The sequence below is a fragment of the Streptomyces sp. NBC_00012 genome (assembly GCF_045040875.1).
In the GTDB taxonomy this organism is placed as follows: Bacteria; Actinomycetota; Actinomycetes; order Streptomycetales; family Streptomycetaceae; genus Streptomyces.
This window is the reverse complement of the sequence record NZ_CP108309.1, coordinates 8044777-8058235: the sequence shown is the minus strand read 5'-3', so window position 1 is coordinate 8058235 and position 13459 is coordinate 8044777. Positions and strand designations below refer to the sequence as shown.

General features: G+C 71.7%; 12 protein-coding genes. 6 read left to right on the top strand and 6 right to left on the bottom strand.

The features are described 5' to 3' along the window. Positions 1-2: 2 nt before the first annotated feature. The 3 genes from lnt to OHA19_RS36305 form a co-directional block, all read right to left on the bottom strand. On the bottom strand, positions 3-1589 hold the full coding sequence (gene lnt / locus OHA19_RS36315) for an apolipoprotein N-acyltransferase (protein WP_405752987.1): 1587 nt from the start codon (positions 1587-1589) through the stop codon (positions 3-5). A gap of 118 nt (positions 1590-1707) precedes the next feature. Continuing rightward, positions 1708-2271 carry a hypothetical protein gene (locus tag OHA19_RS36310; RefSeq protein ID WP_405752985.1) on the bottom strand — a complete coding sequence of 188 codons (564 nt, stop codon included), beginning with the start codon at positions 2269-2271 and terminating at the stop codon, positions 1708-1710. Between the two features lie 59 nt (positions 2272-2330). Continuing rightward, positions 2331-3116: a glutamate racemase gene (locus OHA19_RS36305; RefSeq protein ID WP_405709228.1), complete on the bottom strand. Its 786-nt coding sequence runs from the start codon at positions 3114-3116 to the stop codon at positions 2331-2333. Positions 3117-3174: 58 nt separating this feature from the next. On the opposite strand from OHA19_RS36305, the gene OHA19_RS36300 reads away from it, so the two are divergent. After that, positions 3175-4347 (top strand): glycosyltransferase, encoded by a 1173-nt coding sequence (locus OHA19_RS36300; RefSeq protein ID WP_405709231.1) that lies wholly within the window; start codon positions 3175-3177, stop codon positions 4345-4347. 52 nt (positions 4348-4399) lie between these two features. On the opposite strand, the gene OHA19_RS36295 is transcribed toward OHA19_RS36300, so the two are convergent. After that, the gene (locus OHA19_RS36295; protein ID WP_405709233.1) at positions 4400-5710 is read right to left on the bottom strand and encodes a TerD family protein; all 1311 of its coding nucleotides are present in this window, start codon (positions 5708-5710) and stop codon (positions 4400-4402) included. Between the two features lie 204 nt (positions 5711-5914). On the opposite strand from OHA19_RS36295, the gene OHA19_RS36290 reads away from it, so the two are divergent. Genes OHA19_RS36290 through OHA19_RS36270 form a run of 5 tightly spaced genes read left to right on the top strand, consistent with a single transcriptional unit; the run spans position 5915 to position 11013 of the window. Beyond that, positions 5915-6799, top strand: coding sequence for an ABC transporter substrate-binding protein (locus tag OHA19_RS36290; protein ID WP_266734983.1), 885 nt, complete (start codon positions 5915-5917; stop codon positions 6797-6799). 8 nt (positions 6800-6807) lie between these two features. Then, a complete protein-coding gene (locus OHA19_RS36285) occupies positions 6808-7782 on the top strand; it encodes an amino acid ABC transporter permease (RefSeq protein ID WP_405709236.1) in 975 nt (324 codons plus the stop codon). Further along, a complete protein-coding gene (locus OHA19_RS36280) occupies positions 7779-8552 on the top strand; it encodes an amino acid ABC transporter ATP-binding protein (protein WP_405709238.1) in 774 nt (257 codons plus the stop codon). Before OHA19_RS36285 ends, OHA19_RS36280 begins: the two co-directional genes overlap by 4 nt. Next, a complete protein-coding gene (locus tag OHA19_RS36275; protein ID WP_405752982.1) occupies positions 8552-10171 on the top strand; it encodes an amidohydrolase family protein in 1620 nt (539 codons plus the stop codon). The genes OHA19_RS36280 and OHA19_RS36275 overlap by 1 nt, the downstream gene beginning before the upstream one ends. Continuing rightward, positions 10168-11013 carry a serine hydrolase gene (locus OHA19_RS36270; RefSeq protein ID WP_405709244.1) on the top strand — a complete coding sequence of 282 codons (846 nt, stop codon included), beginning with the start codon at positions 10168-10170 and terminating at the stop codon, positions 11011-11013. Before OHA19_RS36275 ends, OHA19_RS36270 begins: the two co-directional genes overlap by 4 nt. Before the next feature lie 40 nt (positions 11014-11053). Here OHA19_RS36270 and OHA19_RS36265 read toward each other — a convergent pair whose 3' ends face one another. After that, a complete protein-coding gene (locus tag OHA19_RS36265; RefSeq protein ID WP_266734991.1) occupies positions 11054-11977 on the bottom strand; it encodes a LysR family transcriptional regulator in 924 nt (307 codons plus the stop codon). A gap of 9 nt (positions 11978-11986) precedes the next feature. Further along, positions 11987-13339 (bottom strand): diaminopimelate decarboxylase, encoded by a 1353-nt coding sequence (lysA, locus tag OHA19_RS36260; protein WP_405752978.1) that lies wholly within the window; start codon positions 13337-13339, stop codon positions 11987-11989. Positions 13340-13459 lie beyond the last annotated feature (120 nt).

The window sequence follows — 13459 nt, the reverse complement described above, 5'->3', positions numbered from 1 at the left end:
GGTCACCGGCTGCGCCGGCTCCGTACCGCACGGACGGTGACCAGGCCGAGCCCGGCCACGGCGATCAGTACCAGAACTCCTTCGGGGAGCGTGCCCATCCGGGTCGCGGGTGTCAGGGAGGACCTCAGCGGGACCTCGTCCACCAGGGCGTCCGGGGTGAACATCTTGGTCTTCCGGACGATCGTCCCGTCCGGGCGGATGACGGCGCTGACCCCGCTGGTGACGGGGACGACGACGGACCTGCTGTGCTCGACCGCCCGGACCCTGGACATGGCCAGCTGCTGATAGGTCATCTCGCTGCGGCCGAAGGTGGCGTTGTTGCTGGGTACGGCGATCAGCTGGCCGCCGTGCATGACGGTGTCCCGTACGGCGTCGTCGAACGCGGCCTCGTAGCAGGTCACGAGTCCCACGTTCGTCCCCGCGAGGTCGAAGACCCCGACCTTCTTCCCGGGGCCGAAGTCACGCTGCACGCGGTCCACGTCGGAGCTGAAGATCCGTGCGACGGAGCGCATCGGCATGTACTCGCCGAACGGCTGGATGTGGCGCTTGTCGTAGGTGTCGACGGGGCCCTTCTTCGGCTCCCACTGGATGAGGGTGTTGCGCAGGTTCCCGCTGTCGGGCTCGATCACCGCGCCGATCACGGTGGGCACGCCGATAGCCTTCACCGCGTCGTCGATCACGATCCGGGCGTCGGCGTTCCGGTACGGGTCGAGGTCGGAGGAGTTCTCCGGCCACAGGACGAAGTCGGGCTGCGGGATCTTGCCCTCCTTCACCTCCCGGGCGAGCTGTTCGGTGCGGCGCACATGGTTGTCCAGGACGGCACGGCGCTGGGCGTTGAAGTCGAGTCCGAGCCGGGGCACGTTGCCCTGGATCGCGGCGACGGTCGCGGTGCCGTCCTCGGCCGAGTCGTCGACGAGGGGCAGCGCGGCGATCGCGCCGGCGACGGGTACCAGGACGGTCGCGGCCGCGGCGGCGACGGCCGCCTTCGGCAGCGTGCCCGTATGGCGGAAGGCGCGGAACTGGCGTACCGCTTCGCAGAGTCCGAAGCCGCACAGCACCACCGCGAAGGAAAGCAGCGGTGTGCCCCCCACGGCCGCGAGCGGCAGGAACACACTGTCCGCCTGGCCGAAGGCGATCTTCCCCCAGGGGAAACCGCCGAACGGCACCCTGGCCCGGACCGCCTCGTCGAGCGCCCAGACCGCGGCGGCCCACACCGGCCAGCAGGCGAGGCGGCTGACGGCGGCGATCCCGATGCAGCCGACCGCGATGAACAGCGCCTCGGCGGCGGCGAGGGCCAGCCATGGCACCGGACCGACCTCCTCGCCGGTCCAGTGCAGCAGCGGCAGCATGAAGCCCAGTCCGGCGAGGAGGCCGAGTCCGAACCCGGCGCGGAGCCGTCGTCGGTGCAGCACCCAGCCGAGCAGGGCGAAACCGGGCAGTACCAGCCACCACAGGGGGCGCGGCGGGAAGCTCAGATACAGCAGTACACCCGCGATCACGGCGGCGGCGGGCCGTACGAGGCGTCGCTTCCGGGAAACGGGGGCTGGGGCCGGCTGCGCGGCTTCGACTTGGGTGATGGTGGCGCTCACCCGGCGGAGTCTACGGTGGCCGGCTGTGGGTCCGGCAGCCCCGCCCGGGTGCTGGAACCCTTCGTACCGGATCGTTCCGGCGCTTTCCCGCGCAGATCCGGCCGCTGCCCGCCCGGTGTCAGGCTCCGGCCGTCGCTCCGGTCGCCGGCAGGTGCAGGCGCTCGCGGATGAACCGGACGCCCGCCTCGGCGTCGTCGACCGTGATGGTGAACGTCCTGCCGTCACCGAGCCGGAGCACCAGGCCCTCGCCCCTGCGGACCACCACGGCCGTGCCCTGCTCGGGGCGCCAGCGGTAACCCCAGCCGCCCCATTGGCGCGGGGTGACCTCGGGGGCGAACTCGGCGCCCACCACATGGGTGAGCGGAATCCGGCGGCGCGGCACGCCCATGTGGCCGCAGCGCACCTCCAGGGCGTCTCCGTCGATCCGCACGGCCACGTTCACGAACGCGAGGGTGCCGAACAGCATGAGAAGTCCGGCGGCGACGCAGCCGACGACGGACATCAGCAGCGGGGCGATCCCGGAGGTCCAGTTGGAACTGACGGCCAGCTGGACGCCGAGTGCCAGGCAGGCGGCGCCCGCGGCCGCGAGTACCCACTGGGCACGGTTGGTGGCCCGGCCGGTCCAGACGGCGGAGCGGGCATCGGCTCCGTCGTGCCGGGGTTTTCGGGGGTGGTCCCTCATGTCAAGCAGCGTACTCAGAATTCCGCACGCCGGGGACGGTCCAAAAGGCCCCCGCCGGGTCAGCGGGCGGGGCTGACGGCTCCCAGCAGCCGCCCCTCGGCGTAGGCCAGAGCGGCTTCCGGCAGGCCGGCGGGGCGGCCGCTGAGAAGCACGGCGAGAGAGGTGGACGGTTCGGCCGACGGAGCGGGTTCGGCCCCGATCCGGCGCAATGCCTGGGCGGCGACGGCGCCCGCGGAACCGTGCAGCGCGACGGGCGGCAGACCGGGCTGCCGCACGGCGTCGCGAATGCGTTCGGCGACCAGTTCGTAGTGGGTGCAGCCCAGGACCACGGCCCGGACATCGCGCGGGGTGCGGGCGGCGGCGGCGGCGATCGCCAGGTCGATCGCGGTCTCGTCCGCGTTCTGCACGGCGTCGGCGAGACCCGGGCAGGGCACCTCGGTGACGTCGACGGAGCGCGCGAATTCGCCGATGAGTCCGCGCTGGTACGGGCTGCCGGTGGTGACTGGCGTGGCCCAGATGGCGACGGGGCCGCCGCCTGCCACGGAGGGCTTGATGGCGGGGACGGTGCCGATGACCGGCAGCGTGGGTTCGAGTGCGGCGCGGAGCGCCGGCAGTGCGTGCACGGAGGCCGTGTTGCAGGCGACGATCAGTGCGTCCGGCCGGTGGGCGGCGGCCGCGCGGGCCACGTCGAGCGCGTGGGCGTTCACGTACTCGGGCGTACGCGGCCCCCAGGGCATGCCGTCGGGGTCTGAGGAGAGCACCAGATCGGCGTCCGGCCTCAGCCGGCGTACCGCAGCGGCCGCCGCGAGCAGGCCGATTCCTGAGTCCATGAGCGCGATCTTCACCCGGTCACCATAGTCGACCGCCCTTGCGGTTCCGTCCCGGTGGGGCAGACTGCGGCGAATGAGCGCCGTTGCCTGGATCGCCGTGGGTTCGCTGGCCGCATGGGTGTGGCTGCTGCTGGGACAAGGGTTCTTCTGGCGGACCGACCAGCGGCTGCCCCGTCGCCAGGCCCCCGGCAGCTGGCCGTCCGTCGCGATCGTGGTACCCGCGCGTGACGAGGCCGACATGCTGCCGGTGAGCCTGCCGTCGCTGCTGGCGCAGGACTATCCGGGGCGGGCGGAGATCTTTCTCGTCGACGACTGCAGCGAGGACGGGACCGGGGACGTCGCCCGTGCGCTGTCCGTACGGTACGGCGGACTGCCGGTGACGGTCGTCTCGCCGGGTGAGCCCGAGCCGGGGTGGACGGGCAAACTCTGGGCGGTGCGGCACGGGATCTCGCTGGCCCGGACCAGGGAGCCGGAGTATCTGCTGCTCACCGACGCCGACATCGCGCACGAGCCGGACAGTCTGCGGGAGCTGGTCACCGCCGCCGGGTCGGGCGGCTTCGACCTGGTCTCGCAAATGGCCCGGCTGCGGGTTTCGAGCCTCTGGGAGCGACTGGTCGTGCCACCCTTCGTGTACTTCTTCTCGCAGCTCTATCCGTTCCGCTGGGTGAACCGGGCGGATACCCGGACGGCCGCGGCGGCCGGTGGCTGTGTGCTGCTGCGGACCGGGGCGGCGGAGCGTGCGGGGGTGCCCGATTCGATCCGGCAGGCGGTGATCGACGACGTTTCGCTGGCGCGGGCGGTGCAGCGCAGCGGAGGGCGGATCTGGCTGGGGCTCGCGGAGCGGGTGGACAGCGTGCGGCCGTACCCGCGGCTGGCGGATCTGTGGCGGATGGTGTCGCGGAGCGCGTACGCCCAGTTGCGGCACAGTCCGCCGCTGCTGCTGGGGACGGTGCTGGGGCTCGCGCTGGTCTATCTCGTCCCGCCGGCCGCGCTCGTCGCCGGGCTGCTGACCGGTGACCCGGTGGCGGCGTGGGCGGGCGGGCTGGCGTGGGCAGTGATGACCGCGACGTATCTGCCGATGCTGGGCTACTACCGGCTGTCGCTGTGGTCGGCGCCGTTGCTGCCGTTCACCGCCGTGCTCTACCTGCTGATGACGGTCGATTCGGCGGTGCAGCACTACCGGGGCCGCGGCGCGGCCTGGAAGGGGCGTACGTACGCCCGTCCCGAGGCCGCGCCGGACCGGTGAGCCGAGCCGGCGGTGGGCCGATGGCCGCAGGACCGACCGGACCGCCGGGGGGTTATTTGCGGCCGGGTGTCCAGTTCATGCCCCACCCGTAGGCGTAGTCGATGGTGCGCTGCGGGCTGACTCCGCGCTCGGGCACGAGATAGCGCGCCTCGCGCTGCACCGTGAGGTCTCCCCCGTTGTTGGTCAGGAGCGCCAGCGCGCAGACCGTGGACGGCACTGTGCATTCGTCGAGCGAGAAGTCGATCGGCGCACCGTGCTGGGGCTGGAGGGTGACGGTCGCGTGGAGGTCGGCGAAACTCCGGGCGCCCTCATAGATGGTGACGAAGATCAGGACGCGCCGGAGCTGATTCTTGTGGTCGAGGTTGACGGTGAGGTTCTCGCCAGTGGCGACGGCGCCGGTGCGGTCGTCCCCGTCGAGGTGGATGTAAGGAGGGTGCTGGAGAGCGCCGAACGCGTTTCCCAGCGCCTGCACGACACCCTTGCGGCCGTCGGTCAGTTCGTAGAGGGCGCAGAGATCGAGATCGAGGTCCGAGTGGTTGGCGACCGCTCTGCCGAGTTTGCTTCCCCAGCCCTTGAACTGTTTGCGCACTTCCCAGTTGAGATTGACGCGGAGCGCTCCCGAGGTGCCGCCCTGTTTGGCGAGGGAGACCGACGGCGCGTCCTTGGTGAGCGTCACCTTGGTCAGGCGGACGGGCGCGGGGGCAGGGGGTGCGGAGGGCGGCGGCATCGGCGGCGCGGGCGGAGCAGGCGGTCGGCGGTCGGCCCGCGTTGCACTCTGAGGCTGTTGAGGCGCTCGGGGTTGGTGATTCGGCTGGGGCTGCTGCGGTTCATCGACGGAAATCCCGAAGTCGGTCGCGAGCCCTTCGAGGCCGGTGCCGTATCCCTGGCCGACGGCGCGGAACTTCCAGGCGCCCTGGCGCCGGTAGAGCTCCCCGAGGATGAACGCGGTCTCGACCGTCGCGTCCGTACTGTCGAAGCGCGCGATCTCCCTGCCGCTCACCGCATCCATGATCCGTACGTGGAGCCCGGCCACCCGGCCGAACGTGCCGCCGTCCGCGGAGGCCGCCAGGACCACCCGGTCGATGGCCGGCTCGATGCGCGCCAGGTCGACCGCGAGGCAGTCCGTCATCCCGTCACCGGCGGTCCGCTTGCCCTCGTGGCGCACCGCGCCGGACGCGTGGGACGGCTGGTTGTAGAAGACGAAGTCGGCGTCGCTGCGCACCTTTCCCGAGGACACGAGGAGGAGCGCCGAGCCGTCCACATCCGGTGTCCCCGGGGAGGTACGCCATCCCAGCTCGACCCGCACGGCCTGAGCCGCCACCGGAACATTGGCCCCTTTTAGCATGGTCATGCTCGCCCCCATCGCGAGTCCGGCTGCCGAAAACCTTATCTACGACAACCTAATCCCCCGGACCGTCACCGGAGTCACGGACGTCGGGTCCGGTCGCCGCGATCCACCGGACCCGTACAGATTTCGATGGTCAGGCATGAATGGCTTCATCATCTTCCGTTCACCGGGGCGCGGCTGCCAGCATCGGCGCACCGCCACCCCTTGAGGGAGAATCCGATGAATCGTCCCCGTTCTCTGCGCTGTCTGGCAGCCCTGGCCGTGGTGGCTCTCGCGGCCACCGCCTGCGGGCGTTCCGGTCAGGGCGAAGCCCCGTCCGAAGCCGCGTCGAAGGCCGCCTCCGGCCGGACCGCGGCCGAGTTGCTGCCCGCCCAGTACCGGGAAAAGGGTGTGCTCCGGGTGGCCACCGCGGTCGGGTACCCGCCGATGGAGATGTACGAGCCCGGCACCACCCGGCTCACCGGCGTCGACCCCGATCTGGCCAAGGCCCTTGCCGAGCGGCTCAAGCTGAAGCTCGAACTCACCAATGCCGCCTTCGACGGACTGATCCCCGGCCTGGAGTCGGGACGGTTCGACCTGGTGATGTCGTCCATGACCGACAGTGCGCAGCGGCGCCGGGCAGTCGACTTCGTCGACTACTTCCGCACCGGCGGCGTCATCATGACGAAGCAGGGCAACCCGCAGGGCATCAAGTCCCTCGCGGACCTCTGCGGAAAGACCGTCGTCCTCGCCAAGGGCAGCTCCAACCTCCACATCGGCGAGGAACAGAACGCCAAGTGCCAGGAGAAGATGCGGATCTCCCAGAGCGAGGACGCACCGACCGGGCTGCTGCAACTGGACAGCGGACGCGCGGTCGCGACCATCGTCGACTATCCCGTCGCCAAGATGTTCACGAAGAAGAGCAGTTCGTACGAGGTCCTGCCGGAGCAGTACGGCACCGCTCCCTGGGGCATCGCGTCCGCGAAGAGCCAGGGCGGACTGCGCGACGCCGTCCACAGGGCCCTGCAGGAGCTCATCGACAACGGCGACTACAAGAAGATCCTCGACACCTGGGGAGTCGGCGACAGCGCCGTGCCCGAGGCCACCGTCAACGACGGGCAGTGAGAACGGACATGAACCCCCAGAAAACACCCGGGCCCGCCTGCGGCGGGGTGCCGGATGCCGGCCCCGCCGACCGGATGCCCCACGAGGACGACCTCTCCCTCCAGGTGACCGGACGCCCGCGTCCCGGGCGCTGGCTCGCGGTCCTCGCCGCCGCCCTGTTCGCGGTGTGGCTCGCCTACACCGTCATCGTCAATCCCAATCTGCACTGGGACATCGTCGCCGAGTACCAGTTCGACGGCGTGATCCTCAAGGGCCTCGGGGTGACCATTCAGCTCACCCTCGTCTCGATGGTGCTCGGCATCGCCATCGGCGTCGTCGTCGCGGTGATGCAGCTGTCCGACAGCCCCGTACTGCGTCTCACCGCCGGTGCCTACACCTGGTTCTTCCGGGGCACCCCGCTGCTGGTCCAGCTCATCTTCTGGTTCAACCTGGCCCTGCTGTTCCCGGTGATCAGCATCGGGATCCCGTTCGACGGCCCCAAACTCATCAGCTGGCAGTCCAACCAGGTGATCACCGGGTTCGTGGCCGCGCTCCTCGGGCTCTCCATCAACGAGGGCGCCTACATGGCCGAGATCGTGCGGGCCGGCATCCAGAGCGTGGATCCCGGCCAGCGCGAGGCGGGCGCCTCCATCGGAATGTCGAACCGCCGGATCCTGTCCCGGATCATCCTTCCGCAGGCGATGCGGGTCATCATCCCGCCGTTCGGCAACCAGTTCATTTCCATGCTCAAAACGACCTCGCTGGTCTCGGTCATCGCCGGTGCCGATCTGATGACCGTCTCCCAGCACCTCTACCTCGCCAACTTCGAAGTGGTCGCCCTGCTCCTGGTGGCCTCGATCTGGTACCTCGTGCTCACCACGATCGCCAGCATCGGTCAGCACGCCGTCGAGCGGCGCTACAGCCCCGGTGCCGCTCCCGTGCTGCGGAGCAGGATCCTGGCCAATCTCCTGCCCGGACGCGCCAAGAAGGGGGCAACGGCATGAACGACGTGATCCTCAAGGCCCGCGGGGTCCGCAAGAGGTTCGGTGACACCGAGGTGCTGAGGGGCATCGACCTCGATGTCCGCAGCGGTGAGGTGCTCTGTGTCATCGGCCCCTCCGGGTCCGGGAAGTCCACGCTGCTGCGCTGCTTCAACCACCTCGAGCGGATCGACGCGGGGCGGGTGTGGATGGACGGTGAGCTGGTCGGCTACGAACAGCACGGCCCGTCCGGCCGGGTGCTGCGCGAGCGGCGCGCCCGGGACGTGCGGCGCCAGCGCGAGCGGATCGGCATGGTGTTCCAGCGGTTCCACCTGTTCCCGCACCGCACCGCGGTGCAGAACGTGATGGAGGGTCCGGTCGCCGTCAAGGGCCGGCCCCGTGCGCAGGCCGAGGAGCAGGCCCGCAGGCTGCTGGCCGACGTCGGTCTCGCGGACCGGGCGGACCACTACCCGGGGCAGCTGTCCGGCGGGCAGCAGCAGCGCGTGGCGATCGCCCGCGCACTGGCCATGGAACCCGCCCTCATGCTCTTCGACGAGCCCACCTCCGCCCTCGACCCCGAGCTCGTCGGCGAAGTGCTCGGCGTCATGCGCGACCTGGCCCGCAGCGGTATGACGATGGTCGTGGTCACCCACGAGATGGGTTTCGCCCGCGAGGTGGCCGACCGGGTCCTGTTCATGGACCGGGGCGCCGTCGTCGAGGCCGGGAGCCCAGACCTGTTGTTCACCGACCCGCGGCACGACCGCACGCGGGCCTTCCTGTCGACGGTGCTGTGATGGGCCGCCCTCTCGATCTGCTGCTGCGCGGCGGCACCCTCGTGGACGGAACCGGCGCACCGGCCCGGGAAGCGGATGTCGCGGTGGTGGACGGGCGGATCGCCGTGCTCCCCGCCGGCGCCGACGCCACGGCCGCCGAGATCCTGGACGCGACCGGGCGGGTCGTCGCACCCGGCTTCATCGACGTGCACACGCACTCCGACGCCCTCGCGGCGCCCCACGGAGCCGGCGGCGCCGCGGAAGCGGCCGACACCCTCCGCCTCGCTCCGCTGCTCCAGGGCGTCACCACGGAGATCTGCGGCAACTGCGGGACCAGCCTGTTCCCCTCGCTCCCCGAGCGGTTGCCGGAACTCTCCGAGCATCTCAGGGTGACCTTCGGACTCGGACCGGTGCGGCCCGCCGTGGACTTCGACGCGTTCGCTGCCGGGCAGGACCCCGCCCTGCGCCACACCCACATCGCCTCGTTGGTCGGCCACGGCACGCTGCGTGCCGGAGTGATGGGCTTCGAGGCCCGGCCGCCCCGGCCCGACGAGCTGGATGCCATGTGCGCGCTGCTGGACCGGGCACTGACCCAGGGCGCGGCCGGCCTGTCCACCGGGCTGATCTACCCTCCCGGCACCTATGCCGACACCGAGGAGATCGTCGCGCTGGCCAAAGTCGCCGCCCGGCACGGCAAGCCCTATGTCACCCATCTGCGCGACGAGATGTCACAGGTGGAGTCCGCCCTGGAAGAGGCTCTGGAGATCGCGGTGCGCTCCGGCGCCCCGCTGCAGATCTCCCACCACAAGACCGCGGGCCGGCACGCCTGGGGCGCCACCCTGCGCACTCTGCCCCGGCTGGAGCGGGCCCGCGCCGAAGGCGTGGACGTGCTGTGCGACGTCTATCCGTACACGGCGGGAAGCACCGTCCTGCACGCCATGCTGCCCCCGTGGGCGAGTGAGGGCGGCGTCGGCGCCCTGCTGGAACGGCTGCGCAGCCCCGAGACGCGCGACCGGATCAGGACGGACATCGCCCGGGGCGTCGAGGGGTGGGAGAACACCGTGGGAAACGGTGGCTGGGACCTCATCTCGGTGGCCGCCGCCCAGACGCATCCCGAGGCCGAGGGCCGCACCATCGCCGAGCTCGCGGCCGAGCGCGGCGTCCATCCGGTCGACCAGGCGTGCGATCTCCTGCTGGCCGAGCAGGGCGAAGTGACCATCATCAGCCATTCCATGCGCGAGGACGACGTCCGCCGGGTCATCGCCAGCCCACTGTCGATGATCGGCTCGGACGGCGTGCCCAAACCCGGCCGTCCGCATCCGCGCTGGGCGGGAAGTTTCGCCCGGGTGCTCGGCCGCTACGCCCGCGACGAGCAACTGCTCCCGCTGGAGAGCGCGGTGCACAAGATGACCGGACTGCCCGCCGGGCGGTTCGGCCTCACCGGCCGCGGCGTGGTCCGCGACGGCGCCGTCGCCGATCTGGTCGTACTCGACCCGGCGTCGGTGCGCGACACCGCCGACTTCGACCGCCCTCTGCTGACCCCCGAAGGCATCGATACCGTCGTGGTGTCGGGGCGGGTCGCGGCGAGAGACGGCCGCCCGACCTCGGCGCGGGCGGGAGAAGTGGTGAGGATCCGATGAGTCTGGCCCAGGTGGCCGCGGCGGCGCGGCGCTCGGCCGCGCTGCCGCTCACCCTCGCCGTCGCCGCCGTCGACATCGACGGCGGCGGCACGGTGGGGGTGGACGAGCGCACCGTGCTGCCGGTGGCGTCCGCCTCGAAGCTGCTGCTGCTCGCCGAAGTCGCACACCGGCTGGACAGCGGGGAACTGCCCGCCGACCGTGTCGTGGAGGTCCTCGACGAGGACGTGGCGGAGGGCACCGGTCTGCTGCGACGGCTGAGCGGGCGCGGCTGGACCGTCGAGGATCTGGCCTGGCTGACGGCCTCGGTGAGCGACAACACCGCGACCAACGCACTGTTGCGCCTCGTGGGACGGGAGTCCACGGCCCGGCTCGCACGGGAGCTCGGGCTCGATCACCTCACGCTGCACGACAAGGTCCGCGACGTCCGGGGCCCGGAGGTGCCGCCCGTCTTCGCCACCGGCACCGCACTGGATCTGGCACGGCTGGTGACGCACGCGGTGCGCGGCACCATGGGCGGTCCGGCGGCCTCCGCCCGGGTGCTGCGCTGGATGCGTGCCAACACCGACCACGGGCTCGTTCCCGCGCTGATCGACCACGACCCGTACGCCCCCGGCTTTCCCGAGCGGCTGCGCGACGGGCTTCTGGTGGCCAACAAGACCGGCACCGACGCCGGGGTCCGTGCCGATGCCGGTGTCATCGTCGGCAGGCGCCGGCTGGCGTACGCGGTGGTGGCGCACTGGGACACGGCGCTGGGCCCGAGCACCGAGCGGGCCGCGGTGCATGCCATCCGGGACGTGGGGCGGACCCTCGCGGCCTGTGCCGGGCGCCCGACCGCCGGCTGAGAAGCCCCCGGGGACGCGGTGGGCGTGACCGGCGTACCGGTCACGCCCACTGCACCTCCAGCAGCGACCGGATCTCCTCGGCGGCCGACCGCAGGTCCGCGAGGAAGATCTTCAGCAGCGGGTTGCGGTTGGTGGGCCGGGTGGCGACGCCGATGCGCCGGTGCAGCCGGGGGTGGTCCAGTCGGCAGACATGCACACCTGCGGTGTCGCCGAGCCCGAGGGCCGGGACGAGTGCGATGCCCATGCCCGCGCGGGCCAGGTTGATCGTGACCTGGTAGTGATCGCTGCGGCAGCGCACCCGGGGCCGGAAACCCTCTGCCGCGCACGCCCGCTCCAGAACCGGTTCGCCGGTGTGGCCGCCGTGCGTACCGATCCAGCTCTCCCCCTCAAGGGCGGCGAGCCGGACCGCGGCGTGCCGCCCGAGGCGGTGCCGCAGGGGAAGGACCACCAGCTGCGGCTCGTCGAAGAACATCTCCACGTCCACGGTCGCCTGCCGGCACCAGGGGTCGAGCGGATGCTCGAAGACGACCGCGGCGTCGAGCCGGCCCGCCTCCAGGTCGGGCACCAGCTCGTGCGGCTGTCCCAGAATCAGCTCCAGCTCGACCTGGGGCCGGTTCGCCGAGAACGCCGACAGGGCCCGGGGCAGCAGCTCCAGGCCCGAGGAGGCGAAGAAGCCCAGCCGCAGGACCCCCGCCTCGCCCTCGGAGTGCGCCCGCAGGTCGTCCCGGGCCACGGCCATCAGGTCGGCGACCGCCTGCGCGTGCTCGGCCAGTCGCACCCCGGCCGCGGTCAGCCGCAGGCTCTGCGGCTGCCGTTCCACCAACGCCACTCCGAGCTCCTGCTCCAGCCGGGCCAGCTGGTGCGAGATCGCGGAGGGGCTCAGATGCAGCGCCTGGGCCGCGGCCACGATGGTGCCGGTACGGGCGATCTCCAGCAGGACGAGCAGTCGGGCACTGTTGAGCATCTGGTCAGGCTAGGCCGTGCCGACGCGCTGCGCCGCCCCGGCCCCCGGCCGTTGCGTCCCCGGCGGCTCCGGGAACCCGGCGGGCTCGTCCACGTCCAGGCGCAGCAGGTCCTCCTCGGTCTCCCGGCGCACCACGGTGCGGGCGTGGCCGTCGCGTACGAAGACGACGGCGGGACGCGGCAGTTTGTTGTAGTTGGAGGCCATGGCGTATCCGTAGGCGCCGGTGACCGGCGTGGCCAGGAGGTCGTCCACCGCGACGTCGGCGGGCAGGGCGGCGTCGTCGACGATCACGTCACCGCTCTCGCAGTGCTTGCCGACCAGCCGTGCCCGCATGGGCCTGGGGGCGCGCGGGCTGCGCGGCAGGAACACCTCGTAGCGGCTGCCGTACAGGGCGGGGCGCAGGTTGTCGCTCATCCCGCCGTCCACGCCGACGTACGTCCGCACGCCCTCGATGCGCTTGATCGTGCCCACCCGGTAGAGGGTCAGCCCGGCGCGGGCGGCGATGGAACGGCCGGGCTCCACGGTCACCGGGGAACCCCAGCCCGCGTCACGCACCGCGGTCCGTACCCGGGCCGCCCATTCGGCGAACGACGGTGCGGTCTGTCCCGCCTCGTACGCGACGCCGAGGCCGCCGCCGACCGTGAGCCGGTGCATCCCGGTGTCGGCGGCGAACCGCGCGACGGCGGCGGCGCCGGCCGCGAGTTCCGCGGTGTCCAGCACCTGCGAGCCCACATGCGCGTGGATGCCTTCCAGGGTCATCGCCGGGGAGCCGGCGGCTCGGCGCACGGCGGCCGCCGCGGTTCCGCCGGCGAGGCCGAAGCCGAACTTCGAGTCGTTGCCACCGGTGCGGATCGCCTCGTGCGCGCCGGCGGCCACTCCGGGCGCCACCCGCAGCTGGATCCGGGCGGGCGGCAGGTGTTCCTCGGCGTGCAGCCGCTCGATGCGGTCCATCTCGTCGAAGCTGTCGACCACCAGGTGCCGCACCCGGGCGGACATGGCGGTGCGCAGCTCCGTCGCGTCCTTGTTGTTGCCGTGCAGGACGATCCGGCCGGCGGGCACCCCGGCGTGCAGCGCGACCCGCAGCTCGCCGCCGGAGGCGACATCGAGCAGCAGCCCCTCTTCGTGGGCCAGCCTGGCCATGGCCGTGCACAGGAACGCCTTGGAGGCGTAGGCGACGTTGTCCCGGCCGAAGGCGGCGACCGCCTCCCGGCAGCGCCGGCGCAGATGCTCCTCGTCGTACACGAAGAGGGGCGTTCCGAAACGCCGTGCCAGTTCGGTGAGCAGGACGCCACCGACGGCCAGCCCTTCCGGATGTGTTTCGGACGTGCCGGGCAGCAGGCCCGATTCGATGGCTGACGTCATGTGTTCCTCCCCGGAAACCGACTCGAAGCCATCCTGCGGCCTGCGAAGGGGGCACAAAAGCGCATTCTTCTATGGCTGAGCCTCATGGTTTTCGATGCTCGCGCCGTGCTGCCGGTGCCG